Annotated in this window: 31 protein-coding genes and 1 tRNA gene; 16 read left to right on the forward strand and 16 right to left on the reverse strand. The window is 52.3% G+C overall.

Annotated features, from left to right (window positions below; all coding sequences use genetic code 11):
* Positions 1 to 232: 232 nt before the first annotated feature.
* From OGY07_RS22365 to OGY07_RS22380, 4 genes are read right to left on the reverse strand one after another with little or no spacing between them, the layout of a single operon-like run.
* Positions 233 to 742, reverse strand: a complete 510-nt coding sequence (locus tag OGY07_RS22365; protein ID WP_286603239.1) for a protein disulfide oxidoreductase — start codon at positions 740 to 742, stop codon at positions 233 to 235.
* Positions 732 to 1,355 (reverse strand): DsbA family protein, encoded by a 624-nt coding sequence (locus tag OGY07_RS22370; protein ID WP_286603241.1) that lies wholly within the window; start codon positions 1,353 to 1,355, stop codon positions 732 to 734. Before OGY07_RS22370 ends, OGY07_RS22365 begins: the two co-directional genes overlap by 11 nt.
* On the reverse strand, positions 1,352 to 3,232 hold the full coding sequence (locus OGY07_RS22375; RefSeq protein ID WP_286603243.1) for a cytochrome c biogenesis protein CcdA: 1,881 nt from the start codon (positions 3,230 to 3,232) through the stop codon (positions 1,352 to 1,354). The genes OGY07_RS22370 and OGY07_RS22375 overlap by 4 nt, the downstream gene beginning before the upstream one ends.
* Before the next feature lie 48 nt (positions 3,233 to 3,280).
* Positions 3,281 to 3,646 carry a hypothetical protein gene (locus tag OGY07_RS22380; RefSeq protein WP_042288212.1) on the reverse strand — a complete coding sequence of 122 codons (366 nt, stop codon included), beginning with the start codon at positions 3,644 to 3,646 and terminating at the stop codon, positions 3,281 to 3,283.
* A gap of 181 nt (positions 3,647 to 3,827) precedes the next feature.
* On the opposite strand from OGY07_RS22380, the gene cbpA reads away from it, so the two are divergent.
* From cbpA to OGY07_RS22395, 3 genes are all read left to right on the forward strand, one after another.
* Positions 3,828 to 4,748, forward strand: a complete 921-nt coding sequence (cbpA, locus tag OGY07_RS22385; protein ID WP_199956152.1) for a curved DNA-binding protein — start codon at positions 3,828 to 3,830, stop codon at positions 4,746 to 4,748.
* Positions 4,748 to 5,053, forward strand: coding sequence for a chaperone modulator CbpM (cbpM, locus tag OGY07_RS22390; protein WP_042287937.1), 306 nt, complete (start codon positions 4,748 to 4,750; stop codon positions 5,051 to 5,053). Before cbpA ends, cbpM begins: the two co-directional genes overlap by 1 nt.
* A gap of 117 nt (positions 5,054 to 5,170) precedes the next feature.
* Positions 5,171 to 6,250 (forward strand): 4Fe-4S binding protein, encoded by a 1,080-nt coding sequence (locus tag OGY07_RS22395; RefSeq protein ID WP_060569572.1) that lies wholly within the window; start codon positions 5,171 to 5,173, stop codon positions 6,248 to 6,250.
* Between the two features lie 38 nt (positions 6,251 to 6,288).
* Here OGY07_RS22395 and OGY07_RS22400 read toward each other — a convergent pair whose 3' ends face one another.
* Positions 6,289 to 7,404 carry an AI-2E family transporter gene (locus OGY07_RS22400; RefSeq protein ID WP_205611880.1) on the reverse strand — a complete coding sequence of 372 codons (1,116 nt, stop codon included), beginning with the start codon at positions 7,402 to 7,404 and terminating at the stop codon, positions 6,289 to 6,291.
* 569 nt (positions 7,405 to 7,973) lie between these two features.
* Here OGY07_RS22400 and iraM point away from each other — a divergent pair.
* Complete coding sequence (gene iraM / locus OGY07_RS22405; RefSeq protein WP_042287946.1) at positions 7,974 to 8,330, forward strand: anti-adapter protein IraM; 357 nt, start codon at positions 7,974 to 7,976, stop codon at positions 8,328 to 8,330.
* A gap of 383 nt (positions 8,331 to 8,713) precedes the next feature.
* Here the strand turns inward: iraM and OGY07_RS22410 are convergent, their stop codons facing one another.
* From OGY07_RS22410 to OGY07_RS22420, 3 genes are all read right to left on the reverse strand, one after another.
* Positions 8,714 to 9,211 carry a GNAT family N-acetyltransferase gene (locus OGY07_RS22410; protein WP_199956157.1) on the reverse strand — a complete coding sequence of 166 codons (498 nt, stop codon included), beginning with the start codon at positions 9,209 to 9,211 and terminating at the stop codon, positions 8,714 to 8,716.
* 16 nt (positions 9,212 to 9,227) lie between these two features.
* Positions 9,228 to 10,142: a hypothetical protein gene (locus OGY07_RS22415; protein ID WP_286603251.1), complete on the reverse strand. Its 915-nt coding sequence runs from the start codon at positions 10,140 to 10,142 to the stop codon at positions 9,228 to 9,230.
* Positions 10,143 to 10,228: 86 nt separating this feature from the next.
* Positions 10,229 to 10,849 (reverse strand): Crp/Fnr family transcriptional regulator, encoded by a 621-nt coding sequence (locus OGY07_RS22420; protein WP_286603253.1) that lies wholly within the window; start codon positions 10,847 to 10,849, stop codon positions 10,229 to 10,231.
* Between the two features lie 268 nt (positions 10,850 to 11,117).
* Between OGY07_RS22420 and OGY07_RS22425 the strand changes: the two genes are divergently transcribed.
* Entirely contained in the window at positions 11,118 to 11,387 is a 270-nt protein-coding gene (locus OGY07_RS22425) for a site-specific integrase (RefSeq protein WP_286603255.1), read from the forward strand.
* A 105-nt stretch (positions 11,388 to 11,492) separates the two neighbouring features.
* Here the strand turns inward: OGY07_RS22425 and OGY07_RS22430 are convergent.
* Positions 11,493 to 11,580 (reverse strand) — tRNA-Ser (locus OGY07_RS22430).
* A gap of 13 nt (positions 11,581 to 11,593) precedes the next feature.
* The gene (locus OGY07_RS22435; protein ID WP_205611876.1) at positions 11,594 to 11,824 is read right to left on the reverse strand and encodes a hypothetical protein; all 231 of its coding nucleotides are present in this window, start codon (positions 11,822 to 11,824) and stop codon (positions 11,594 to 11,596) included.
* Between the two features lie 32 nt (positions 11,825 to 11,856).
* On the opposite strand from OGY07_RS22435, the gene yccA reads away from it, so the two are divergent.
* Positions 11,857 to 12,516, forward strand: a complete 660-nt coding sequence (gene yccA, locus OGY07_RS22440) for an FtsH protease modulator YccA (protein ID WP_012905355.1) — start codon at positions 11,857 to 11,859, stop codon at positions 12,514 to 12,516.
* A gap of 49 nt (positions 12,517 to 12,565) precedes the next feature.
* On the opposite strand, the gene OGY07_RS22445 is transcribed toward yccA, so the two are convergent.
* Entirely contained in the window at positions 12,566 to 13,048 is a 483-nt protein-coding gene (locus OGY07_RS22445) for a hypothetical protein (protein WP_042287960.1), read from the reverse strand.
* Between the two features lie 237 nt (positions 13,049 to 13,285).
* Here OGY07_RS22445 and OGY07_RS22450 point away from each other — a divergent pair, with 237 nt between their 5' ends.
* Together OGY07_RS22450 and tusE are read left to right on the forward strand one after the other, a co-directional pair.
* Positions 13,286 to 13,549, forward strand: a complete 264-nt coding sequence (locus OGY07_RS22450; RefSeq protein WP_286603262.1) for a helix-turn-helix domain-containing protein — start codon at positions 13,286 to 13,288, stop codon at positions 13,547 to 13,549.
* A 66-nt stretch (positions 13,550 to 13,615) separates the two neighbouring features.
* A complete protein-coding gene (gene tusE, locus OGY07_RS22455) occupies positions 13,616 to 13,945 on the forward strand; it encodes a sulfurtransferase TusE (protein ID WP_042287980.1) in 330 nt (109 codons plus the stop codon).
* Here the strand turns inward: tusE and yccX are convergent.
* Positions 13,942 to 14,223, reverse strand: a complete 282-nt coding sequence (yccX, locus tag OGY07_RS22460; RefSeq protein WP_181821551.1) for an acylphosphatase — start codon at positions 14,221 to 14,223, stop codon at positions 13,942 to 13,944. The two genes, tusE and yccX, sit on opposite strands and share 4 nt — an antisense overlap.
* A gap of 94 nt (positions 14,224 to 14,317) precedes the next feature.
* Here yccX and rlmI point away from each other — a divergent pair, with 94 nt between their 5' ends.
* Positions 14,318 to 15,508, forward strand: a complete 1,191-nt coding sequence (rlmI, locus tag OGY07_RS22465) for a 23S rRNA (cytosine(1962)-C(5))-methyltransferase RlmI (RefSeq protein ID WP_286603265.1) — start codon at positions 14,318 to 14,320, stop codon at positions 15,506 to 15,508.
* A 57-nt stretch (positions 15,509 to 15,565) separates the two neighbouring features.
* The gene (gene hspQ, locus OGY07_RS22470; RefSeq protein WP_042287987.1) at positions 15,566 to 15,883 is read left to right on the forward strand and encodes a heat shock protein HspQ; all 318 of its coding nucleotides are present in this window, start codon (positions 15,566 to 15,568) and stop codon (positions 15,881 to 15,883) included.
* A gap of 40 nt (positions 15,884 to 15,923) precedes the next feature.
* On the opposite strand, the gene OGY07_RS22475 is transcribed toward hspQ, so the two are convergent.
* Positions 15,924 to 16,343, reverse strand: a complete 420-nt coding sequence (locus OGY07_RS22475; RefSeq protein ID WP_286603268.1) for a CoA-binding protein — start codon at positions 16,341 to 16,343, stop codon at positions 15,924 to 15,926.
* Positions 16,344 to 16,514: 171 nt separating this feature from the next.
* Between OGY07_RS22475 and csgI the strand changes: the two genes are divergently transcribed.
* Together csgI and mgsA are read left to right on the forward strand one after the other, a co-directional pair.
* The gene (csgI, locus tag OGY07_RS22480; protein WP_286603270.1) at positions 16,515 to 17,177 is read left to right on the forward strand and encodes a curli synthesis inhibitor; all 663 of its coding nucleotides are present in this window, start codon (positions 16,515 to 16,517) and stop codon (positions 17,175 to 17,177) included.
* A 93-nt stretch (positions 17,178 to 17,270) separates the two neighbouring features.
* Positions 17,271 to 17,729, forward strand: a complete 459-nt coding sequence (gene mgsA, locus OGY07_RS22485; RefSeq protein ID WP_286603272.1) for a methylglyoxal synthase — start codon at positions 17,271 to 17,273, stop codon at positions 17,727 to 17,729.
* Positions 17,730 to 17,759: 30 nt separating this feature from the next.
* Here the strand turns inward: mgsA and helD are convergent, their stop codons facing one another.
* Positions 17,760 to 19,814, reverse strand: a complete 2,055-nt coding sequence (helD, locus tag OGY07_RS22490) for a DNA helicase IV (RefSeq protein WP_286603275.1) — start codon at positions 19,812 to 19,814, stop codon at positions 17,760 to 17,762.
* 123 nt (positions 19,815 to 19,937) lie between these two features.
* Between helD and OGY07_RS22495 the strand changes: the two genes are divergently transcribed.
* Positions 19,938 to 20,384 carry a YccF domain-containing protein gene (locus OGY07_RS22495; RefSeq protein WP_042288001.1) on the forward strand — a complete coding sequence of 149 codons (447 nt, stop codon included), beginning with the start codon at positions 19,938 to 19,940 and terminating at the stop codon, positions 20,382 to 20,384.
* A gap of 18 nt (positions 20,385 to 20,402) precedes the next feature.
* Positions 20,403 to 22,565 (forward strand): YccS family putative transporter, encoded by a 2,163-nt coding sequence (yccS, locus tag OGY07_RS22500; RefSeq protein ID WP_269677564.1) that lies wholly within the window; start codon positions 20,403 to 20,405, stop codon positions 22,563 to 22,565.
* Here the strand turns inward: yccS and OGY07_RS22505 are convergent.
* Positions 22,519 to 23,148, reverse strand: coding sequence for a TfoX/Sxy family DNA transformation protein (locus OGY07_RS22505; protein WP_042288007.1), 630 nt, complete (start codon positions 23,146 to 23,148; stop codon positions 22,519 to 22,521). The two genes, yccS and OGY07_RS22505, sit on opposite strands and share 47 nt — an antisense overlap.
* 217 nt (positions 23,149 to 23,365) lie before the next feature.
* Between OGY07_RS22505 and sulA the strand changes: the two genes are divergently transcribed.
* Together sulA and ompA are read left to right on the forward strand one after the other, a co-directional pair.
* Complete coding sequence (sulA, locus tag OGY07_RS22510; RefSeq protein ID WP_042288011.1) at positions 23,366 to 23,875, forward strand: SOS-induced cell division inhibitor SulA; 510 nt, start codon at positions 23,366 to 23,368, stop codon at positions 23,873 to 23,875.
* A 355-nt stretch (positions 23,876 to 24,230) separates the two neighbouring features.
* Positions 24,231 to 25,283 (forward strand): porin OmpA, encoded by a 1,053-nt coding sequence (ompA, locus tag OGY07_RS22515; RefSeq protein WP_286603281.1) that lies wholly within the window; start codon positions 24,231 to 24,233, stop codon positions 25,281 to 25,283.
* 78 nt (positions 25,284 to 25,361) lie between these two features.
* Here the strand turns inward: ompA and matP are convergent, their stop codons facing one another.
* Positions 25,362 to 25,814, reverse strand: coding sequence for a macrodomain Ter protein MatP (gene matP, locus OGY07_RS22520; protein ID WP_042288017.1), 453 nt, complete (start codon positions 25,812 to 25,814; stop codon positions 25,362 to 25,364).
* Positions 25,815 to 25,975 lie beyond the last annotated feature (161 nt).

Consider the following 25,975-nt stretch of genomic DNA (forward strand, 5'->3'; position numbering starts at 1 on the left):
GACTTCGACGCTGCCGCTTATTCTGGCAGAAACGCGTGAAGGCCGTATAAGGGCCTTCGCAGAAGGCTTCCGTTCGCCTCATGTTCTGTGCTTCTCCGTACGCCCGGATAGCAAGGGAGGCGGCGACCCTCCCTTGCGCGTTCACGGGTGCTGAACGTTCAGAGACGCACTGTCCGTAAGGTAAACGCAACCTGTTGTCGGTGTGACATATTTGCCCCTTCCCCGGGTACGTCTACGAATCCATTCCCGCCCACCACAGGCGTAATTTCATTCCCCAGTAGCTGGTCCAGCCGCTGGTGGTCGAGACAACCTGCCCTTTCGACAGCACCACCAGCGTCGGCGTCACGCTAACCGCCCAGCGGGTGGAAAGCGTGCCGTTAGCATCGTTGACGACCGGAAATGAGACCCCTTTGCGCGCCAGCCACCGGGCGACCAGCGGGTCGTCGCCAGAGCGGAGTGCCACCGTGAGCACATTCTTTCCTTCAGCCTGAAGCCGCGCGACATAGGGGGTTGTAAAACGACAAACGCCGCACCAGCTTGCCCAGAAATACACCAGCAGCGGCTGCTCCTCGCTCAGTGCGGCCAGGGTGACGCTTTCGCCATCCAGCGTCCTCAGCGGCATACTGTCAAAAGACGGCGGGGCCTGCGGAGCGCGCCAGGCGTCAAGCAGTAACGTGCCGCCAGCCAGCAGCACCAGCAGGATAATCCCCTCCCGCAACCAGCGTCGCAGTTTACTGACCATGCGCCACCGCCAGTTTCTCTTTGACCACCTCGTTCAGCACCTCCCAGGAGACCGCCCCCGGGATCAGCTCATCGCCAATGATTGTCGCTGGCGTCCCTTGTACGCCAATCAACCGCGCCAGTTGCAGGTTAGTGCTCAGCGTCTCCTGACTTTTTACCTCCAGCGTGACCGGACTCGCCCCCGACTTCGCTTGCGCCTGACGGATGCTGGCGTCGGTATGATACCCCCGCTTCTGCATCAACTTTTCATGCAACGCCGGAAACTGTTCCGGATGCTCACGCCACGTCGTCAGCGCAGTACGCGCCGCCAGCACCGAGCTTTCACCTTTAAACGGCAGCGGTTTCACGATCACCGCCACGTCGGGATAGGTCTTTACGATTATTTCCAGCAACGGGTCAAGCTGTTTGCAGTAGGGACAGTTGTAGTCGGTAAAATTCACCAGCGTCAGCTTCGCCTGTTTTGCGCCAATGCGCGGACTGCCCGGATCGTTAAACAGCGCCTCATCAATCAACGCTTCAATTTGCCTTTCCTGTTCAGGCGTAAACGGCGCCGCTTCTTTCGCCACACTGACAGCGCTGAATAGCGACAAAAAAAGTATTAACAGATAGTTCATGGCGTCTCTCCTTTCGCTTCTGCCAGCGTTTTCAGCAGGTTGTCGCGGGTTAAAAGGGTTGGCAGCGTCTGCCCTTGAGGCAGGCCGGGGCCATAGATTTGGTTATATGGCACGGCGACCTGACCGCGTGCGTTGAGAAAGGCGGTGATCTCATCAGACGGCAACGTCCAGTCTCCCTGCAGCGCAACCACATCCGGTTGCCCCAGCGCCTCCTGCACGGACGGCGTTGTGAGAACATTGTATTTATTGACCTTGCAGGTAATGCACCACTCGGCGGTGACGTCGATAAACACGCGCTTATGCTGCGCGAGCGCATCGGTAATGGCCTGCTCGCTCAGCGGTTGCCAGTTAACGCGCTCTTTTTCTGCGGGAGACGATGAGAAGCCCAGATGCGGCAGCAGCAGCGTTGCCAGCCAGATTGCCGACCCCAGCATCATCAGACCGAGCAGTCGACGCAGCCCATTCATCCAGCGCCCCGGACGCGGCAGACGCTGCGCCAGACCGGGCCGCATCGCCACCAGCAGCCACGGCAGGCTCATCCCCACGCCAAGCGCGAGGAAAAGCCCCCACAGCGTCGGTAACGAGGCGGTCAGCGCCACTGCCACTGCGGTGCCGAGGAACGGCGCGCTGCAAGGTGTCGCCAACAGCGTGGCGAAAGCGCCTTGCCAGAAATGCCCGGCCAGGCCGTTGCCGCCCTGGGTCGCCAGTTTTGTCGTCAGGGAGGCAGGCAAGCGAAAGGTGAACAGGCCAAACAGGCTGGCGCTGAAGGCTAACATGACCAGCATCATCACGCCGATAAACAACGGGTTCTGGAACTGTATTCCCCATCCCAGTGCCTGGTTGCTCAGGCGCAGAATGGTCATTAACAGCGACAGCGCCATGAACGACGCCAGTATGCCGACCACCGAAGCAAGGAACTGGCGACGGACCTGCCGGCGACTTTTATCTTCCACCAGCAATACCGAACCCAGCTTCATAGCCAGTACCGGCAGCACGCAGGGCATAAGATTCAGGATCAAACCGCCCGCCAGCGCCATCAGCACGACCTGCCAGAGCGGTAACCCGCCGCCGACCGCGGCGGGCGCATCGCCAGGCGTAAGTTCACTCTCCTGCGCAACCTCGTTATCCGCCAGCACCAGCGTCAACGGTTGGCCGCGCAGATCGGGCGCGCCTTCTCCCCAACTGTCGTGAACCGGAACCGTCGCCCGCATCGTGTCACCGTCAACACGAATATGCGGTTTGCCAAAATCCACCTCCCCGACGCTATCGAGAAACAACGCGGGATCCGTCCAGCCTGCGCTCCGCTGCGCCGTCACGATCAGTTCGCCGGGACGCGCGTCGGCCTGAAGCGTATCCGTCAGCCCTTGCGCCAACGGAATGCGCCCCATCGCCTGAGCGTAATCGTGGGCAAAGCCAGCATCCCGGGAAGATGGCGTGACGGAAAAGGGATAATCGGTGAGCAGACACACGTTGCTACAGGTAGAAAGCGTCAGCACGCCAGCAAGCGTGGCGGGCGCTTTCCCCTGAACGCGCAACGGAAACGTGACGCGCTGGTGATAGCCCTGGGTGGTGATACCGGCAACGTCAAAACGCGCGGGCGTCGGCCAGAACCAGTTGACGGCTGGCGAGTTCTCTTTCCACGCGATGGACGGCGCAATGCCGCCTTCGCCGGGCGAACGCCAGTAGGTTTTCCAGCCGTTTTCCAGCTTGACGTCTATGAGCAGGCGCGTTTCACCCTGCGCAGTGGTGTCCGCACGAACCCGTACGCTGGCATGATCGTTCTGCGGGGAACGCAACCAGCCGCTCTCTGCCGCCCAGGATACGGGCAGCCAGAGGAATAACAGACAGAACAACGCCTGCCTGAATGCAAGAATCATAATTTTTCTCCATGAATGATTAACTAACTGTGCAGCACAGCCGGTCTGTCATTCACGGAAGACGCAGAATCGGAGATGGACCCGTAGTCCGGGCGGAGAAATAACGCGTTGCGGAAAGAACGGTAAACGCACCGTCCGTCGCGGGGTTAGCAGGGCAAGGAGTAGACAAAACGCCAGTATCGCGCCTTCGAAAACCACCGGCGGCGCGGCAAGCAACGATTTTGCACTGAGCTCACACGGCGTGACGGGCGTTGCGTCATCCGGTGCCGACGAGGGCGCAGAAACGACCGTCGTCGCCGTGGCCGTGTCCATCTGCAACGCATGCAGGCCCGCCATGCGCTGCGCGGTACAAACTATCACCACAACACATGCCAGGCAGAGAAACCACCATCCCATCCGTTGACGTTTCGCCATTACACCCTCACTCATTGACGCGAGTTATCTTAGCCACTGTCGGGGAATAAGCAACTGTTGGGCTGTAAAGTTATGTGGGTCATAAGGTTGGCATACGGCGACGGGAGGATTACCCTACACTTAACGGTGACACCTTTTCAGGGCTCCCTTCAGCCTGTATTGATTAACCCGAGAGAACGCTATGGAATTAAAGGATTATTACGCCATCATGGGCGTGAAGCCGACGGACGATCTCAAGACGATCAAGACCGCTTACCGCCGACTGGCCCGCAAGTACCATCCTGATGTCAGCAAAGAAACCGACGCCGAAGCCCGCTTTAAAGAAATTGCCGAGGCGTGGGAAGTGTTGAGCGACGAGCAGCGCCGCGCTGAATACGATCAGCTGTGGCAGCACCGTAACGACCCGCAGTTTAACCGTCAGTTTCAGCAGGGCGAAAACCCGCGCTACAACGCCGAAGATTTTGACGATATTTTTTCCTCCATTTTTGGTCAGCAAGCGCGGCATACGCGTCAGCGTCACGCCAGCCGCGGCCATGATATCGAAATCGACGTTGCGGTCTTTCTTGAAGAAACGCTGGCGGAACATAACCGTACCATCAGCTATAACCTGCCGGTATATAACGCGTTTGGCATGGTAGAGCGCGAAATGCCTAAAACGCTGAACGTAAAAATCCCGGCGGGTGTGGGCAACGGTCAGCGGATCCGCTTAAAAGGCCAGGGAACCCCGGGCGAAAACGGCGGGCCGAACGGCGACCTGTGGCTGGTGATTCATATCGCGCCCCATCCGCTGTTTGACATAGTGAATCAGGATCTGGAGATCGTGGTGCCACTGGCGCCATGGGAAGCCGCGCTGGGTGCGAAAATTGCGGTGCCTACGCTGAAAGAGAGCATTCTGGTGACCGTTCCCCCCGGCAGCCAGTCCGGGCAGCGCTTGCGCATTAAAGGCAAAGGCCTGGTGAGCAAAAAACAGACCGGTGATTTATACGTGGTCATCAAAATTGTGATGCCGCCGAAACCTGACGAACGCGCACGCGCGCTGTGGCAGCAGTTGGCGGAGGCGCAGTCGGGGTTTGATCCGCGCAAAGACTGGGGGAAAGCATAATGGCTAATGTCACCATCACCTTCACGGTTACTGAATTTTGTCTGCATACCGGCGTCACGGAAGAGGAACTGAATGAGCTGGTCGGGTTGGGTGTGATTGAACCGTATGACGATACCGCTCCCGGCTGGCAGTTTGACGATCGCGCCGCAGCGGTGGTGCAGCGCGCGCTCCGGCTGCGTCAGGAACTGGCGCTGGACTGGCCGGGTATCGCCGTTGCCCTTACTCTACTGGAAGACAATACGCGTTTGCGCCAGGAAAATCGCCTGCTCCGCCAGCGGCTTTCGCGCTTTATTGCCCATCCATAAATTCCGGGCGGCGAAAGCTGCCCTTTTATCCAGCAATGATATAAATCAACGCTGACGCTGTCGGATCACCGTAGAATAGTAGCATCTAGAATACCACTTTATGGGAAGCCGTGGGCCATGAGCGATAAGAAACGAACGCGCTGGCAGCGCCGTCCGGGAACGACAGGCGGTAAACTCCCCTGGCATGACTGGCGCAACGCCACCAGTTGGCGTAAAGCGACGCAGTTTCTGATGTTGGCGATCAATGGGTATATTGGCGTGACCTTTTATTACTGGGTGCGCTATTACGAAACCGGCGGAGCCAGCCTGTATCTGCCCCGCCCTGGCGGAATTGAAGGCTGGCTACCTATCGCCGGTCTGATGAATCTGCGCTACACGCTGGAAACCGGATTTCTGCCGCCAATTCATGCTGCCGCCATGCTGTTACTGGTGGCCTTTATGTTAACCAGCCTGCTGCTGAAAAAATCTTTCTGTTCGTGGCTGTGTCCTGTCGGTACGCTGTCGGAACTTATCGCCAATCTTGGGAAGCGGCTCTTTGGCCGTCATTTCAGCCTTCCCCGGTTTCTGGATATTCCCTTGCGGGGACTAAAGTATCTTTTGCTGGTCTTTTTTCTCTCTATTTCGTTGTCGATGCCTGCGCAGGGTATACAGTATTTTCTGATGTCCGCCTACGGCATTATTATCGATGTCAAAATGCTCGATTTCTTTCGCCATATCGGCACGATAACGCTCCTCAGCGTCGCACTGCTGGTGGTCCTGAGCTTATTTATTCGTCACGCCTGGTGTCGCTATCTGTGTCCTTACGGCGCATTGTTGGGGCTGTTATCTCTGCTTTCACCGTTCAAAATCCGCCGTAATGCCCGTCGCTGTATTGACTGTGGTAAATGCGCGAAAAACTGCCCGTCGCGTATTCCGGTAGATAAGCTGATCCAGGTGCGCACCGTGGAATGTACGGGCTGTATGACCTGCGTGGAGTCCTGCCCGGTCGCCCAGACCCTGAGTTTTTCTCTGCGCACGCCTGGCGGAGAGACAGGGAAACGGCACGGCGCGCTGTCCGGGGTGACGATGACGCTGCTGGTATTAGGGATTATGTTCGCCAGCGTGGCGTTCGCGATGCTGGCAGGCGTATGGGAAAGCCCGGTGCCAGAACATCTCTATTTTCGCCTGATTCCGCAGGCAGGCGCCATTGGGCATTAAATCCGAGCCGGATGAGGACGTCATCCGGCACGAAAGATTTATTCCGGCTTCTGGTCGTCGGCGATACCATCCTCGATAAAATCTTTATCCAGTTCTTCCGCGTTGCCTTCATGATCGCGCCCGGAAAGAATGTTCCAGCAGGCGATAAACAACGCGGCGACCAACGGACCAATCACAAAGCCGTTAATGCCGTAGATTTCCATGCCGCCCAGCGTGGTGATCAGGATCAGGTAGTCCGGCATCTTCGTGTCTTTGCCGACCAGAATCGGTCGCAGAATGTTATCCACCAGACCGACAATCACCATAAAGAAACCGACGATAAAAAAGCCCTGCCACAGCTGCTGCGTCGCAAACAGATAAATGGCCGCAGGCACCCAGACAATGGCAGAGCCTACCGCCGGGATAAGCGACAGGAACGCCATCAGCGCGCCCCATAAAATACTGCCTTCGATTCCGGCAATATAAAACGCAATCCCGCCCAGCGTCCCCTGCACAATCGCCACCACAACCGTACCTTTTACCGTCGCGCGGGAAACGCCGGCAAATTTCGCAAACAGATGCTGCTTCACAAAGTCTGACAGGGGAAGCGAATCGAGGATCTGACGCACCAGAAAAGGCCCGTCTTTTAGCAGGAAGAACAGCAGATACAGCATTACGCCGAAACTGATGGCAAAGCCAAAGGTTCCTTTGCCAATCAGAAACGCGCTACCTGCCAGATACTGGCCCCCTTTCAGGGCCACCTCAGAGAGTTTTTGTTGGATTTCCGCAGCGCTGTCGAGATTGTGATCGGCAAGAAACGTTCGCGCCCAGTCAGGCATATGGGCAAATAAACTCGCGATCACCTCCGGAAACTGGGCGTTATTATTCTGTAGCTTGACGTAAACGACGTTCAGTTCGAAGGCTAGCGAGGAGAGGATGAGTGTCAGCGGAATGAAGACGATCAGACAGATAATCCCCAGCGTCAGCAGTGACGCCAGACCATTGCGTTCTCCCAGCGCGACGCGCAATTTGTTCTTTATGGGATAAAAAATAACCGTAAGGATCGCAGCCCAAAGGATAGCGGAGAAGTACGGTGACAAAACATCGAAGAACGCCCATGTCACCATAACCAGCAGGAAAAGGAAAAATCCTTTTGTCAGTCCGTTAAAACGCATTAGTCAGTCCTGTAAACAAAACAACTCTTTGGACTATAGGTCTGATTGGGAATTTTACAATCCCGGAGAGCAGGAAAAATGCGGCAACAAAGGCGCCCCCTTTCCATCGTGCGTTGTGGAAATGGCCACTCAAGAGCCAGAGCAGGCATAATTATTACTCTCCCTCTGGCAAAACCACCCAATCTGTCATAATTTTAAGTGTTAATATTTTATAGCCAATAGTTCTCGCCGATATTTTTCTTGCCAGAATCATCTGAGGCGAGGTAAATCAGAACCAACAAAATATTACTGTCGGCGTTTCTATTTTGCAGCTTACCGCTTCGCTTTATTTGATCAAAAAATGATCGCATTTTAATTAGTAACGTAAAGTTATGTATAGCTTTCAATAAGATTTTTACCGCTTACCTGCTGAATTAAAAAGAAAAATAAAAAGAGATAACAAAAACGATCGTTTTTCAATGACTTACATCACCTTGAAACATAGTGAAACGTTGTTTACTTTTAGAAACAAGCCTACACCAGCCTATTTCAAATGATATCAAGAAGTGCGTAACTTAAAGGAGTTAAGTGTGAAGTGGACAGTAATTGACACAATTGCATGCCCTAATACTGGTATTGCGTTTTCCAGCATCGTCAGCCTAAAAATGCTCAAACTGGTAATTTGGTATGAAGGAGATGTCATTATTCCAGCCGGATCAACAATTGAACCTTTTGCGGAAGGCATAAAAATTGATGGAGAATATCATCCACTAAAAGTCTACAATATCACGACGCTTAAACTTTCTGTCTGGCGCGAAATGAAAGAGAAAATTAAATGTCCGGAAAGCAGTCGCGACGACGATGATCTCTGCCTTACCCCCTTCAAATGCGCACTCAAAGTTTGCCCTTACGGTAAAAAACGCCCACAACATTCATTGGTGTCCTGAAGGACTCTTTCAACAAGGATGTGCTTACGCGCGCGTCTGTTAGGTATAACGAGCAAGCATCGCTTCCGGGATGGGGCACAGCGCGGAGTCCGCTCGATAGACGGGTTGCGATGCCTATTCGCCCGCGACGCAAAAGGTGACGCGTTTTTTATCGCCGACCAGCTTACCCTGTACTTCCATTCTGACGACTGGAGGTTTCCTGTGTGTGGACGCTTGCACAAGCTCAAACCTGTGAAGAGCATCTTGCCTACCAGGCAGACGAAGCCTGTCGTGACATAACATACGACCCGGTATAGCCGGAGAGTAACTCCGGCTGAATTTATCCGAAGTATCCAAAAAGACGAAGATCTCTGATTTAGCATTGCACTGATTTTGGACCAGGGTCACCGCAACAAAGCATATAGTTTGCTGTCATAGAGGTTACCGTTCTTATATGCTGCCTTTTTTAACACGCCCTCTAATTCAAAACCGTTTTTTTCAAGAATCCTGCATGATCCCAAATTATGAGAAAAGACGGTCGCATATAATCGGATGATATTGTGATTCTGGAATGAAAGCTGCACCATCTGTTTTACAGCTTTTGTCATGATCCCTTTTCCCCAGTGATCTTCTCCAAGCCAGTATCCAAGTTCTGCGCTTTTCTCATACATATCACATCCTACTGTAATACCGATACCGCCCACCGCTTGACCGTCAATGACGATTGCAAGGTTGCGAGTTTTCTTTAAATCTTGCGTTTGGCAAAATTTAATAAAGCGCACAGCATCTTCTTCCGTATAGGGGTAGGGAAAGATATTTCTCAAATTTCGGGCAATGTTCCGGTTATTTGCATGATGTACCAGGTCGTGAACATAGTCTAAAGACCATTCTTTTAATTCCATAAATTTTCTCCTAAAGCTATAACAACCTTTCCAAACCAAGACCACTTATTAAACACCGATTCTTTTTACTCCCGGTCATTTTGCTAATCCAATCAACAAAACCACCATCGCCGATCTCAATTTGCTCGTTATCTTTTTGTACATAAATCTTAAAGTTGATTCCTTTGTAGTAGTTGTTGTTCTCACTTTTTAGATCAACAGAAACAGGAGTATCAGGAAACATCTCTTTTACAGCAGAGTACATTTCTTCAAAAAAGTCCTCATAGGCTGTATACCCAGTTCGCCGTCTTAGCACAATCGTCATTTTACGATGGTATCTTGTCTGTACTAAATGATCATAGAATTGAAGATGGTGCTTTAACAGCTCCTTTTCACACAGATAAGAGCCCTTATCCTTTGCGGCGGATACAATGCAAAAAATCCCAAAATGTGCATATAAATTTTCGCCTTCCCACTTCTGACCTCTGACTACGCGTGACGTCGTCGCATAATGTGTACAGCGGGTATGGTCAATTTGGTTGTTCAATATATCATTGGAAAGCATGATTGCCAGAATATTAGACGGGTCGGAAAGCACCTCAACATTCCGTACCGCACTTAATACATTGTTTTGGTTTACACAGCCAAACACACTACAACTGCCAATCGGTGCAACCGGGGACAACAGTTTGTTTGTAATTCCGGCTTTTGATGTCATTGATAATAGTTCAAGCTCCAACTGGTGCAGTTTAATCGGATCAAAGCTGCCGGGAGCAACAAAGCGATTTTCCCTGAAAGCATGCAGGACTTTTTGTGGTGAGGATTTCGCTGTTCTTAGTAAAAAGAGTTTCAATAAAAGAGAATTGAAGTCTGCTGTATTCAAAGAACATATTCTGTCGAAAAAGCCCTGCACTTCTATCTTTTCTAATATTCTCTTGCAAATCTTGTCCATAAAAATCTCTCTTTTTTACAGCATAGTAAAAGTGTTTTTCAGCATAGTAAAAGTGAGAAATCCTATCAAGGTCAATTGACCCGACATTATAAATATGGCACACTTTTTTGGAGTTGTGTCATATCCTTAATCAAAAACGTGTTGTTACTATATGAAATTACCCCCTCGTTCTCACAAGTGCTGATAGCCCTATTCAAACTCCGAATGGGGGTGTTAATTTCCTTTGATAAATTTGCTTTTGTGAGATTTTGCAAAGTGTCTCGTCGATAATGCATCAGAATACTTCTCAAAAGTCTTTCTTTCACGGTAAGGCTTAGTATATGCTCTACCAATTCAGCGTTTATTATCAATTTATTTGCTAATTCTTTAATTAAAAATTTAGTAGCTTCAAAATCAGATTGTAACCATGACAGAAAGTCTGTTTTATAAAGACGTTTGGCAATACATGATGTAATGGCTGTAATTTCAACGGGTTTCCTTCCATCGTAGAATGGTTCTATTTCACCGAAAAAACTTCCTTTTTCATACAAATGCAGAGTAGCAAATGTTCCGTGAGGGCTTTGAATATACGCCTCAGCTGTGCCCTCCATCAAGAAATAAATGTAGTTATTCTCCCGCTCTGCAAATAATATTGTTTCATTGGGATTATATATTTTAGTTTCCAGCTTCTCTTTCATACCGTTAGGTATAATATCATAAAAGAACATTGCCCTCTCCTCTTGTTATTCAAAACTATTACCATAAATATGGTTGTAAAGAAAACGCCTAAATTAACTTCAGGCAACCAATATTTTATTCGTACTTTAACTTTTTTCTTCTTCCAACACTAAGCTTTTCCAGAGTGTGCGGTTTGTCGCTTTCGCCCACCTCACGTACCCAGACATATTCAGCCCGGCCAAAAATCTGTTGGCTGGCGCAAAATTGATTTGAATAACGGCACAGAAAGAATGCCCGAGACTGTCACCTGACGCGCTGGTGCTTTACAACAACGATCGTGGTCAGTTCATCCGCAAGACATTTAATAACCGCTGGCTTAAGGCTGTACGTGCAGTACAAAGCGAACTGGGCCATGAACTGGATTACACGTTTCATGTTATTAAGGCAAAAGCTATTTCAGATTTTGAGGGTAGCAACAGGGATAAGCAGCTTTTCAGCGGTCACAAAACAGAAAGCCAGGTGCTCATCTACGACAGGAAGGTACAAATCAACCCGACACTTGATCGTCCGGTTATTAGGGAAAAGTGATTTTTTATGCAAATGAAGGGGTGGGATATTCTTCGAGAATATTCTTTTTTTATTCTTCGCCCCTAAAAACAAAGGGGCTGCCTTTCGGTAACCCCTTGTTTAATCTGGCGGAAGCGCAGAGATTCGAACTCTGGAACCCTTTCGGGTCGCCGGTTTTCAAGACCGGTGCCTTCAACCGCTCGGCCACACTTCCGGAATGAGGCGCACTATAAACATCCCGGTGCGCCGTGTAAAGCCCGAATGTGTTTGTTTGCCTGAAAAACAGTCAAAATGCTGTTAATCGACTGAAATAACAACACATTGACCATTTTAACAGCACAATCTTCAGCCTTTGAGCGTGCAGGCGCTTTATGACCGTGAAACCTGATGAAGATCAAATGAGTAAAGATGGGTAAAACCGCTATGTCATCGCCTGGGATTTCATTATCTTCTGTCATTAATTACATCTGTCATCATAAGAGAGTGACTCATGGATCGTATTGTTAGTTCTTCACATGACCGTACATCGCTACTCAGCACCCATAAAGTGCTGCGCAATACCTATTTTCTGCTGAGCCTGACGCTGGCGTTTTCTGCGATCACGGCGACAGCCAGTACCGTATTGATGCTACCTTCTCCGGGTCTGATTCTGACGCTGGTCGGTATGTATGGTCTGATGTTCCTGACGTATAAAACCGCGAACAAGCCAAGTGGTATTATCTCCGCGTTTGCCTTTACCGGCTTCCTTGGCTATATCCTTGGCCCGATTCTGAACGCTTACCTTTCCGCGGGGATGGGTGATGTGATTGGCATGGCGCTGGGCGGCACCGCACTGGTGTTCTTCTGCTGTTCAGCCTACGTACTGACTACGCGCAAAGATATGTCCTTCCTCGGCGGTATGCTGATGGCAGGTATTGTGGTGGTGCTGATCGGCATGGTTGCAAATATCTTCCTGCAACTGCCAGCGCTGCATCTGGCGATTAGCGCGGTATTTATCCTGATTTCTTCAGGCGCCATTCTGTTCGAAACCAGTAATATCATCCGTGGTGGTGAGACCAACTATATTCGTGCAACGGTTAGCCTCTACGTTTCGCTGTACAATATCTTTGTCAGCCTGCTCAGTATTCTGGGTTTCGCCAGCCGCGACTAAGCTGAGGGTATAAACACGAACGGAGAATGCTTGCGCATTCTCCGTTTTTTTATGCCTGATTCCCGCGACAGAGGTATGTCGGATAGAGGCGATCCTGGATTAACCAGACTGAAGGCGCCACTTCCGCAATGGTCAGATAATAACGCGCGTCGGCGTGCGCGAAACTTCCCCACTGTGTGTCCGGCGTGTCATCATTGTGCCGCCGCCAGGTCTTCGTATAGGTCAGTACAATGACGTTATTATCCTCTCTCGGCGTCCAGGTAAAATTCATATCGCGATCGATAATCATGTCACGTCCCCCAGCCTTCGCCGCACCTTTATAGGTGGTAAGCCCCGTACCGTCACGATGAAAATAAAACTGTGCAACCGCGTTCACCCTGACTTCACTCTCTTTGCCCTGGTTGCGGGTGAAATTAAACTCCGTTGTGCAGGCAATGACGTCATGACTTCTCGACCACGACGGGTAAAAATATGTCGCCAGCGCGCCGCCAATCAACGTACCGCAAACGCCATACAAAAGTTTGTTTTTCATTTTCCTGCCCCACTCTTATAACGGATCGTTTTACAGAAACGGCTCTTACTTTCCGGACAGGCGCCGATAAAAACCTCATCGGCCTTCGCAATGGAAAATCTGGCGCTGAAATAATAAATGTCGTAATTCTCTCTCTGACACTCCACTTTGTTTTCTGCCAATAACGCCGCCAGTTTCGCGATGACCAACGGGCGCCCGTGATCGTTAATTAACCAGATACGTCAACGCTTCACGACGTTGCAGATCCATATCCTTAACGATCGTCTGGCGATGCGCGACATTGTCTGCCTGCTTACGAAAGCACCGCGTCGTTCAGCCTGTTGGCGGACTGAATTTGGCCTAACCGTCAGAGAACTCACGGTACTGTGTCTGCTCATTAAAGGCCTGCCTGTCCAACGCGTCGCCCGCGCGACGCAGATGTCCGAGAAGCAGGTTTCAACGCACAAATGCAATGCGCTAAAGAAGCTCAATGCCAGCAATCTGCTGCAATTACTCATCTGAGCAGTCTTATCGGCTGCGCGGATATTTGCTACACTGCGACCTGTTTTATGATAACGACAGACTGCTATGTTGATTTTTGAAGGCAACGAAATAGAAACCGATAGCGAAGGCTATTTGAAAGACACCACCCAGTGGAGCGAACCGCTGGCGATAGTCATTGCTGAAAACGAAGGCATTACCCTCTCGCCTGAACACTGGGAAGTGGTGCGTTTCGTCCGCGACTTTTACCTGGAGTTTAATACCTCACCGGCCATTCGCATGCTGGTCAAAGCGATGGCGAATAAATTCGGCGAAGAAAAAGGCAACAGTCGCTACTTGTATCGCCTGTTTCCGAAAGGGCCGGCGAAGCAGGCCACCAAAATCGCCGGCCTGCCCAAACCGGTAAAATGCATTTAATAGCGAATACTGAATCCGGTGAGTTCTTCGCGCGAACGGTGCGGTTCACTTAGCACTCTGTCAACCCGGGCAGAGCGTGGACCGCCGTCTTTCAGCCACTTCATTAGTTTTTCAACCTGTTCGGCTTCGCCGCAAGCCACCACTTCTACACTGCCATCGTCCATGTTTTTCGCATAGCCGGTCACCCCCAGCCGCCGCGCTTCCTGCTGGGTGGTATAGCGAAACCCCACGCCCTGCACCCGGCCATGTACCCACGCGATTATGCAGACTCTCGACATTGCTCTTCTCCTTCTCTTGCCCGGGCGCGTTGCAAATCCACGAAAAACTCAGGACAATGGCGCCCATTTCTTTGAATCGACAGAATTGTAAATTATGAGTGTACGTTTAGTGTTAGCCAAAGGGCGCGAAAAATCTTTGCTTCGTCGCCATCCGTGGGTCTTTTCCGGTGCCGTTGCCCGAATGGAAGGTAAAGCCAGCCTCGGCGAAACCATCGATATTGTTGACCATCAGGGTAAATGGTTAGCCCGCGGCGCGTATTCTCCGGCGTCGCAGATCCGCGCGCGCGTCTGGACGTTCGACCCGTCTGAATCTGTCGATATCGCCTTCTTTACCCGTCGACTGCAACAGGCGCAGCAGTGGCGCGACTGGTTGGCCGAAAAAGATGGCCTTGACAGCTATCGTTTGATCGCCGGTGAATCCGATGGCTTGCCAGGCGTGACCATCGACCGCTTTGGCTCATTTCTGGTACTGCAATTACTGAGCGCTGGCGCTGAATATCAGCGTGCCGCATTGATTAGCGCGCTGCAAGCGCTGTACCCGGAATGTGCGATTTATGACCGTAGCGATGTCGCGGTACGTAAAAAAGAGGGAATGGAACTGACGCACGGCCCGGTGACCGGCGAGCTTCCGCCTGCCCTGTTGCCGATTGAAGAACACGGTATGAAACTGCTGGTGGATATTCAGGGCGGCCATAAAACCGGGTATTACCTGGACCAGCGCGACAGCCGACTGGCGACGCGGCGCTATGTGGAGGATCAGCGTGTTCTGAACTGTTTCTCTTATACCGGCGGTTTTGCCGTTTCTGCACTGATGGGCGGTTGCCGTCAGGTGATCAGCGTCGATACGTCACAGGAAGCGCTGGACATTGCAAAGCAAAACGTGGAACTGAACAAACAGGATCTGAGCAAAGCTGAATTTGTCCGCGACGACGTTTTCAAACTGTTGCGAACCTATCGCGATCGCGGCGAGAAGTTTGATGTGATCGTGATGGATCCACCGAAGTTTGTCGAAAATAAAAGCCAACTGATGGGGGCCTGCCGGGGTTACAAAGACATCAATATGCTGGCGATTCAGTTACTGAATCCGGGTGGCGTACTGCTGACCTTCTCCTGTTCTGGCCTGATGACCACGGATTTATTTCAGAAAATCATCGCAGATGCGGCAATAGATGCTGGTCGTGATGTACAATTTATAGAGCAGTTCCGTCAGGCCGCCGATCATCCCGTGATCGCCACCTACCCGGAAGGGCTGTATCTGAAAGGGTTTGCCTGTCGCGTCATGTAACTTGAAAAGTGGAATGTTACCCTCATATAAAAGGTAATGATTTCCCGGGAGGTGACTATGATTGCCAGCAAATTCGGTATCGGCCAGCAGGTCCGCCATTCCCTGTTAGGTTATCTCGGAGTGGTCGTGGATATCGACCCGGTCTATTCGCTCGAAGAGCCGTCGCCTGATGAGCTGGCGGTTAACGACGAGCTTCGTGCCGCTCCGTGGTATCACGTGGTAATGGAAGATGATGACGGTCAGCCGGTGCATACCTATCTGGCCGAAGCGCAGTTAAGCAGCGAGACGCAGGATGAACATCCTGAGCAGCCATCCATGGATGAGCTTGCTCAAACCATCCGCAAGCAGCTGCAGGCGCCTCGTCTGCGTAACTAAGATTGTAAGGCCCGACAGCGTTTCGCTATCGGGCCTTCTGCTATACGTGCTTTGCCAGTCCCAGACGCGGGATCTCAATGGCCGGGCAACGATCCATCACGACCTTCATCCCGGCCTTTTGCGCCAGCACCGCTGCCTGCTCGTTAATCACGCCCAGTTGCATCCACAACGTTTTCGCGCCAATCGCGATGGCTTCCTGCGCAACGCCCCAGGCCGCTTCAGAGTTGCGAAACACATCGACCATATCCACCTTTTCCGGAACCTCCGCCAGCGTCGCGTAGCCCTGTTGACCGAGCAACGTTCTCCCTGCCACCTTTGGTGAAACAGGAATGACGTGATACCCCTGGTCGAGGAGATACTTCATTACCCGGTAGCTGGGACGGTCGGGTTTGTCGCTTGCCCCCACCAGCGCAATTGTGCGGGTAGAGTTCAAAATATCAGCAATATCACTCTCTTTCATCGTCTTTCTCCAGGCTGTTTAGCCAAGTGTACGACAATCCTGCCAACCCAACCACGTGTGCCATACGCAAGTATGAGAGCAAAAGTCGAAAATATGTCTATATGTTAGTGAACATGATTTTCGAAAAATCTTGATACATTCTTACCGGCGGTTTGTGGACAGGAGGATCTTATGAAAACCGGCACCGTGACTGTAATACTCGCCTTATGTTTGCCGGTAACCGTCCTCGCCACGACGCTTCGTCTGTCAAATGATATCGATCTGCTGGTACTGGACGGCAAAAAGGTCTCCAGTTCTCTGCTGCGCGGCGCAGACAGTATTCAACTGGACAATGGTCCTCATCAGATTGTTTTCCGGGTTGAGAAAACCCTGCGGTTTAACAACCAGGAAGAGCGGCTGTATATTTCCCCACCGCTGGTGATGAGCTTTGATACGCAACAGGTCGGTCAGGTTAATTTTCACCTGCCACGTCTGGAAAACGAACGCGACGCGGGCCATTTTGACGCCGCGCCGCGTCTGGAACTTCTGGACGGCGACGCCATGCCTATCCCGGTAAAACTCGATATTCTTTCCCTGACCACACGCACAAAAATCATTGATTTTGAAGCCGAAACTGAGCGCTATAACAAAGCAGCGAAACCCGCGTCGCTGCGCCAGTTTGCCACGATGATGGCGGACGACAGCACGTTGCTTTCGGACGTTTCGGAGCTGGACACCGCTGTGCCGCAGTCGCAAACGCTCACCGAGCAACGGCTGAAATACTGGTTTCGTCAGGCCGATCCCCAAACCCGAAGCCGTTTTTTACACTGGGCAGAAAAACAACCCTCTTCATGAGGTTGTTGTGCCGTGCGGCATTTTTTTTCTCTTTCTCTTGCAGCGTCAGTCACTTCCAGTACTCTGTAGCAAAGCCAACAACGGAATAAAAATATGGAACTGACAACCCGTACATTACCGGCGCGCAAACATATTGCGCTGGTCGCTCACGATCACTGCAAACAAATGCTGATGAACTGGGTGGAACGGCACCAGCCGCTGCTGGAAAAGCACGTTCTCTATGCCACCGGCACGACCGGGAACCTGATCCAGCGCGCAACAAGCCTGGACGTCAACGCGATGCTGAGCGGCCCAATGGGGGGCGATCAGCAGGTTGGCGCGCTGATCTCGGAAGGAAAAATTGATGTCCTGATCTTTTTCTGGGATCCGCTGAACGCGGTACCGCACGATCCGGACGTGAAAGCGCTGCTGCGTCTGGCGACTGTCTGGAATATTCCGGTCGCCACGAACGTCGCTACGGCGGATTTCATCATCCAGTCGCCTCACTTTAATGACGATATAGACGTCCTGATCCCGGACTACCCGCGCTATCTGGCGGAGCGTCTGAAGTAAACGGATTGAGGCGGCAACTGCCGCCTGATGTCAGGGCTTTCTGGCGACCGGCACATCAAGCGCTTTCAGGTCCGCAACAAAGCGTGACGGATTCTCTTTGTTATAAAGTAACCAGACGCGATGCCGAGCGCGCGTTAACGCAACGTAAAACAGGCGTCGCTCCTCGGCATCCGGGAAATCTTCCATCTGCGGCAGCAGCGCTTCTTCCATGATCGATTCCCGCGCCGGAGCCGGAAATCCATCGCTGCCCTCCTGCAAACCCACGACGATAACGTAATCTGCCTGCTGACCTTTACTGGCGTGGACAGTCATAAAATCAAGCTGCAGCTTCGGCCAGCGGGTCGCCGCTTTCTCCAGACTTTCCGGCCTGAGATGATGATAACGCGCCAGCACGAGGATCCGTTCATCCGCTTTTGCATAGCCGGAAAGCTTATCCAGCAGCGCGTCAAGCTGGGTTTCATCCAGCAGCGTCACCGCCTTTTTATCCCCTGTTGTCAGACTGTTCAACGGTTTGTTTAGCTGATGGGGATTCTGCTGGATAAAACGGTTCGCGACTTCGCCTATCCGGTTGTTGAAGCGATACGTAGTGTCTAGATCGCAGCGGTCTCCTTCGCCGAAGGTTTGATGGAAAGCGGTGGTTAATGAAAGCTGAGCGCCGCTGAATCGGTAAATAGCCTGCCAGTCATCGCCGACGGCAAACAGGGTGGTATGGCTGTTTTGCTTACGCAAGGCTGCCAGCAGCGCCGCACGCTGTGGAGAGATATCCTGAAACTCATCCACCAGTATGTGCTTCCACGGGCTGATGAAGCGTCCTTTCTCCAGAATCACTATCGCCTGATGGATGAGACCGGAAAAATCAACCGCGTTTTCAGCTTTCAGCGCGCTCTTCCAGGCCTTCAGCAACGGCGCCATCAATTTGATACGCTTGCTGAACAGATCGCGGATGTCCTCGGGCGCACTGGCGATCATTTCCGCCTGAGCGCCGCCGTGCATGCGCATCAGGCTGACCCAGCGATCCAGACGTGGCGCCAGACGGCGCTGTAACGTCTTATCATCCCAGAAGTTTCCTTCGGCCACCGTCCACTGCATTTCCTCTTCCAGCCACTGTCGCCAGCCCTTCGCCTGCGCCTTTTTCTCGCTGCACTGCTGACGCCACGTATTGATAAACAGCGTATTTCGCGCCGCGGCGTCATTTTCCAGTTTGCTGATGGTTGGCACTTTTTTACTGCCCTGCTGAATAATATGCAGCGCAAGGGCATGAAATGTGCGTGCGGTAATCTCATCGGTATGCAGACGCTCGCGGATACGCTCATCCATCTCCTGCGCCGCTTTACGCCCAAACGCCAAGAGCAGAATTTGTTCAGCGGCCGCGTCACCTCGCGCGAGCAGCCAGCCCGCCCGCGCCACCAGCACGGAGGTTTTACCGCTTCCCGCACCGGCCAGCACCAGCAGAGACTGTTCGCCATTTACCACCGCCCGCGCCTGAGCCGGATTTAAGGGCGAGGATTCCACCTGCTGAAAGAACGCCGCATGTTCGCTCAGCATCGTTTCGGTATAAGCCTGGTTATGCCGCAGGCGACAACCTTCGATATCGTTAAGCCATGCCTGGCACTGCTGCAGCGCCTCGCGACAGTTATCGAACGCGTCAAGCCGGCTGACGGGCAACGGCAAGGCGGCAAACGCGCGCAGGATCTGCTGTCGTAAACCGGCGGTCTGCTCACGCGTTAGCCAGGCGTTTTGCCCCGTACGCGCGGCGATAGAGGCAAGCTGTTCCTGAAGTACGCCTGCGGCAACTTCACTCATCTCCTGGCTCCACTGCTGCCAGTGGGCATTGAGGTGATGGTGAAAACGCTGGGTTTCCGCCCATTCGGTTCCGTGTAGACGCACCACTTTTTCATCCGGGAGAACAAATTCCAGTTCACCCCACACCAGACCGCGCTTACAGTGAATAGCCATTAACTGATTGAACGGAATAAGGTATTCGTGGCGATCGCCCGACACTTTTATCCCGGCATTAAGAATCACCGCCCGATCGTAGGGGTGTTGCGCCAGACGTTTTCCCAAAGAAGTTGCTTTCAGTTCCATGACTCAGTCGATCCAGACAAAGAGGATTTCTTCTCAGTGTAACCGCCAGAGAATACGTGCTCCAGCCCAAAAAAACGTTACAATTGCCGACAATAACCAAAAACCAGAAGCAACCGAGGGTTTATGCGTACCGTTCTGAATATTTTGAATTTTGTGTTGGGTGGTTTTGCGACAACGCTGGCCTGGTTACTGGCGACGCTGGTCAGTATCGTTCTGATCTTCACTCTGCCCCTGACTCGTTCATGCTGGGAAATTACGAAACTGTCGCTGCTGCCTTATGGCAACGAAGCGATTCATGTTGATGAACTGAATCCGGCGGGCAAAAGCGCGCTGATGAATACCGGCGGGACGCTGTTGAATATTTTCTGGCTGGTTTGCTTTGGCTGGTGGCTGTGTCTGATGCACATCGCTTCCGGTATCGCCCAGTGCATCACCCTCATCGGTATTCCGGTTGGGATCGCAAACTTTAAAATTGCCGCTATTGCTCTGTGGCCGGTAGGACGGCGCGTTGTCTCGGTGGAAACCGCGCAGGCTGCGCGTGAAGCCAACGCGCGTCGCCGTTTTGAGTAATCAGGACTGAAAGCCGTTATGTTGAGTCCCCTGCTTCGCCGTTATACCTGGAACAGCACCTGGCTGTATTACGTGCGGATTTTTATCGCCCTGTGCGGCACGACCGCCCTTCCCTGGTGGCTGGGCGATGTTAAGCTGACTATCCCGTTGACTCTGGGGATGGTTGCCGCCGCGCTGACCGATCTCGACGATCGGCTTGCCGGGCGGTTGCGCAATCTGATCATCACGTTAATTTGTTTTTTCATTGCTTCCGCTTCAGTAGAACTGCTGTTTCCTTATCCCTGGCTGTTTGCCATTGGCCTGACGCTGTCGACCAGCGGGTTTATTCTGCTCGGCGGGCTTGGCCAGCGCTACGCCACAATTGCCTTTGGCGCGCTACTGATCGCCATTTACACCATGCTGGGAACGTCGTTGTATGCCGACTGGTATCAGCAGCCCGTTCTGCTGCTGGCGGGCGCTATCTGGTACAACGGGCTGACGCTCATTGGCCATCTTCTGTTTCCCATTCGCCCCCTGCAGGACAACCTGGCGCGCAGCTACGAGCAGTTAGCACACTATCTGGAACTGAAATCGCGACTGTTTGACCCGGACATAGAAGATGAAAGCCAGGCGCCGTTATACGACCTTGCGCTGGCTAACGGCCAACTGATGGCGACGCTGAACCAGACTAAAGTCTCTCTGCTGAGTCGACTGCGCGGCGATCGCGGCCAGCGGGGAACGCGCCGTACTTTGCATTATTACTTCGTGGCTCAGGATATCCACGAACGCGCGAGTTCATCGCACATTCAGTATCAGACGCTGCGTGAGCATTTTCGCCACAGTGACGTCATGTTCCGCTTCCAGCGTCTGATGTCGATGCAGGGCCAGGCCTGCCTGCAGTTGTCACGCTCAATTTTGCTGCGTACGCCGTATCAGCACGACCCGCATTTTGAACGCGCCTTCACCCACCTGGATGCCGCGCTTGAGCGGATGCGCTCCAGCGGCGCGTCGGCTGATTTGCTGAAAACGCTGGGCTTTTTGCTGGCGAACCTGCGAGCTATTGATGCGCAACTGGCGACCATAGAATCAGAGCAGGCGCAGGCCATGCCGCGCGCGGAAACAGAAAATCAGCTCGCCGATGACAGTCCGAACGGTCTCAGCGATGTCTGGTTGCGCCTGAGCCGCAACTTCACGCCGGAATCCGCCCTGTTCCGCCATGCGGTGAGGATGTCGTTAGTGCTCTGCGTCGGTTACGCCATTATTCAGGTCACCGGTATGCATCATGGCTACTGGATCCTGTTGACCAGCCTGTTCGTTTGTCAGCCCAACTATAATGCGACCCGACACCGTCTGGCCTTGAGGATTATCGGTACGCTGGTCGGGGTGGCTATTGGCATTCCTGTCCTGTGGTTTGTGCCTTCGCTGGAAGGGCAACTTATCTTACTGGTCATCACCGGCGTCCTGTTTTTTGCCTTCCGTAACGTACAGTACGCCCACGCCACGATGTTTATTACCCTGCTGGTGCTGTTGTGCTTTAATCTGCTTGGCGAAGGTTTCGAGGTCGCGCTGCCGAGGGTCATAGACACGCTGATCGGTTGCGCCATCGCCTGGGCGGCGGTCAGCTTTATCTGGCCGGACTGGCGTTTTCGCAACCTGCCGCGGGTATTACAACGCGCAACCGATGCCAACTGCCGCTATCTTGACGCGATTCTTGAGCAATATCATCAGGGGCGCGACAATCGCCTGGCCTATCGCATTGCGCGACGAGATGCGCATAATCGCGATGCCGAACTGGCTTCCGTGGTGTCGAATATGTCGAGCGAACCGGACGTAACCGCCCAAACGCGTGAGGCAGCGTTCCGTTTACTCTGCCTCAACCATACGTTCACCAGCTACATTTCCGCGCTGGGGGCGCATCGTGAGCAACTGACCAACCCCGAGGTGCTGGCATTACTGGATGACGCCGTGTGCTACGTTGATGATGCCTTGCATCATCTCCCGGCTGATGAACAGCGCGTACAGCTGGCGTTGGCCGAACTCAAACACCGTATCCAGCAGCTTGAACCGCGTCCGGACAGCAAAGAGCCTCTGGTGGTTCAGCAGGTAGGATTGCTGGTGACGCTGCTGCCGGAAATTGGCCGACTGCAGCGCCAGATCACTCAATCTTCACCGGAAACAGCGGCTCCTTTGTCAGCGTCTTAACCCACGCCGCAAGCTCCTGGCGACGCGTCGCCGGGAGCGCCGCTTCATGAATGCCATAAATTGCCCCTTCCAGAATGTAGAGGATTTTGTCGGTAATCGACTTGTTAATTTGTCTCAACCGAAGCCAGCACATTTTGGCGCCCAAAACACGGAGCGTACTGACATCATAAACGCCCGCTTCGTTAAGCAGACTCTCAAGATGAAAGGTCATATTTGGCAGATCTTTGAGCCGTTGCGTTGCCCCCCGCAGGTGTTTTTCTTTCAACGCCGCATCCAGGGAATATTTCGACAAGCGGATGAGTTTTTGCTGATCGCGCCAGAGACTTTCATCAACCTGATAGTAATTGAGCATAACGGGGCGTCCGCGCTTCATAAAGGTCAACCAGACAGGTGAGTGCTTTACGCAGTACTGTACGCTTTGTTCACAGGCACGGAGATAAAGCTCGCCATCGGCGACCATGGCAAACACCGTGTCGTTGATGGTCAGGCTGTAGCTGCCAAACAGCGATCGATAACGGACAGTCCCCAGAGAAGATAAATATTCCTGTGATTTATTGATCCTGTCATAGGAGTGTACTTTCATAAAATTCCCTTTTAAATCATAAACTAAATAAATGATTTGCCGTCACGGATCCGTTAACGACGAAAATAGGCAACTTATTCTCAGGGGGCAAGTTGTATTTCGTTTTTACCGCAACGATGAATAAAAATTGCGAGTTTGTTTCCGAAAATAAAGTTGATCTTTCACGGCATCAGGGTTACTGTACATCCATACAGTAACTCACAGGGCTGGATTGATTATGTACACTTCAGGCTACGCAAATCGTTCTTCGTCATTCTCCTCAACAGCGAACAAAATGGCGCGCGTTTCAACCGAGAAAGCTACTGCCGGGCTTATCAGTGAAGTGGTCTATCGTGAAGACCAGCCCATGATGACGCAGTTACTGCTGTTACCGCTTCTCCAGCAGTTAGGGCAGCAGTCTCGCTGGCAGCTGTGGCTGACGCCGCAGCAAAAATTGAGCCGCGAATGGGTTCAGTCGGCCGGGTTGCCGCTCTCTAAGGTCATGCAGATTCGTCAGCTCTCTCCCTGCCACACGCTGGAATCGATGGTTCGCGCATTGCGCACAGGCAACTACAGCGTGGTCATTGGCTGGCTGGCCGACGAGTTAACGGAAGAGGAGCATGCCGAATTGGTTAAAGCCGCTGATGAAGGAAATGCGATGGGGTTTATCATGCGCCCGGTTAGCGCGCATACCCATCCGACGAGACACCAAACTGGGCTAAAAATTCATTCTAATTTGTATCACTGAGTAAAATCAGGATTTATCCTGGAATTTTTTTTCGCCTTGTCCACTTTTTTTAAGGCGTATTGAATTTTTTGCGCGAACGCTTGTCGGAAGCGGTTTCCGCGTATTTTTCCTCGTAATTTCGACATCCAAAATGTTAAATATTTTGTATACAAGCGTTTTTTTTTCATATGCCTGACGGAGTTCACACTTGTAAGTTTCCAACTACGTTGTAGACTTTACATCGCCAGGGGTGCTCGGCATAAGCCGCAGATATCGGTAGAGTAACTATTGAGCAAGGCCCCCGGTGAAGGATTTAACCGTGTTATCTCGTTGGAGATATTCATGGCGTATTTTGGATGATAACGAGGCGCAAAAAATGAAAAAGACAGCTATCGCGATTGCAGTGGCACTGGCTGGTTTCGCTACCGTAGCGCAGGCCGCTCCGAAAGATAACACCTGGTACACTGGTGCTAAACTGGGCTGGTCTCAGTACCATGACACTGGTTTCATCAACAACAATGGCCCGACCCACGAAAACCAACTGGGCGCAGGTGCTTTTGGTGGTTATCAGGTTAACCCGTATGTTGGCTTTGAAATGGGTTACGACTGGTTAGGTCGTATGCCGTACAAAGGCGACAACATCAACGGCGCTTACAAAGCTCAGGGCGTTCAGCTGACCGCTAAACTGGGTTACCCAATCACTGACGATCTGGACATCTACACTCGTCTGGGTGGTATGGTATGGCGTGCAGACACCAAGGCTAACGAACCTGGTGGCGCATCTCGCAAAGATCACGACACGGGTGTTTCCCCAGTATTCGCAGGTGGTATCGAGTGGGCTATGACTCGCGACATCGCTACCCGTCTGGAATACCAGTGGACCAACAACATCGGTGACGCTAACACCATCGGTACTCGTCCAGACAACGGTCTGCTGAGCGTGGGTGTTTCTTACCGTTTCGGTCAGCAGGAAGAAGCTGCGCCGATCGCTCCGGCACCGGCTCCGGCTCCAGAAGTACAGACCAAGCACTTCACTCTGAAGTCTGACGTTCTGTTCAACTTCAACAAAGCTACCCTGAAACCAGAAGGCCAGCAGGCTCTGGATCAGATGTACAGCCAGCTGAGCAACCTGGATCCGAAAGACGGTTCCGTAGTGGTTCTGGGCTTCACTGACCGTATCGGTTCTGACGCTTACAACCAGGGTCTGTCCGAGAAACGTGCTCAGTCTGTTGTTGATTACCTGATCTCTAAAGGTATCCCGGCTGACAAAATCTCCGCACGTGGTATGGGCGAATCCAACCCGGTTACTGGCAACACCTGTGACAACGTGAAAGCTCGCGCTGCCCTGATCGACTGCCTGGCCCCGGATCGTCGCGTTGAGATCGAAGTTAAAGGCGTTAAAGACGTTGTAACTCAGCCTCAGGCTTAAGTTTCCGTCTACAAAAAACCCCGCTTTGCGGGGTTTTTTTATACCATTTTTCAGCCGACATGCTATCAGTATAAACAGCTATTCCTTGCCCAACAGCGCCTGCAAATCCTGCTTTAGCGAGGACATTTTGCTGGCATACTTTTCTTTATTCTCGGCGTCTTCAATCAGTTGCACGATCGTCTCTGACAGAGTTTTACCACGCCGTTGCGCCAACCCCGCCAGTCTCTGCCAGACCATAAACTCCAGATCGATTGATTTTTTGCGCGTGTGCTGATGTTCAGCATTAAAGTGCCGTTTACGTCTTGCGCGTATTGTCTGCTTCATTCGGTTAAACAGCGCCGGATTCATATGCTCCTCAATCCAGACGTTCACCCGCACAGGTTCATTTTCGAGGGTAAGCAACATCTCCACGGCGTCCTGGGCAGCACTGGCTTCCACATAGCGGGTGATCAATTCTCCCTCGCGATGCTTCTTCACCAGATACTTCCACTTCCAACCGCTTTCAAGATTCTCAAGTTGTTGATATTTCATAGCGATCTCAATGTTACCGTGTCACTCTTATCAGAATATCAGCTTTTTCGCCTTTCGAAGAAAAGAATCTTCACGCTGTGAGCGACGCGACACCTGCCACGACGTTTTGCTCTCGCTTTCCCTGTGTGAAGCGGTGAGGTTTGCGGTATAATCGCGTCTTT

The sequence above is a fragment of the Citrobacter sp. Cs237 genome, from assembly GCF_030332325.1.
GTDB lineage: Bacteria > Pseudomonadota > Gammaproteobacteria > Enterobacterales > Enterobacteriaceae > Citrobacter_A > Citrobacter_A sedlakii.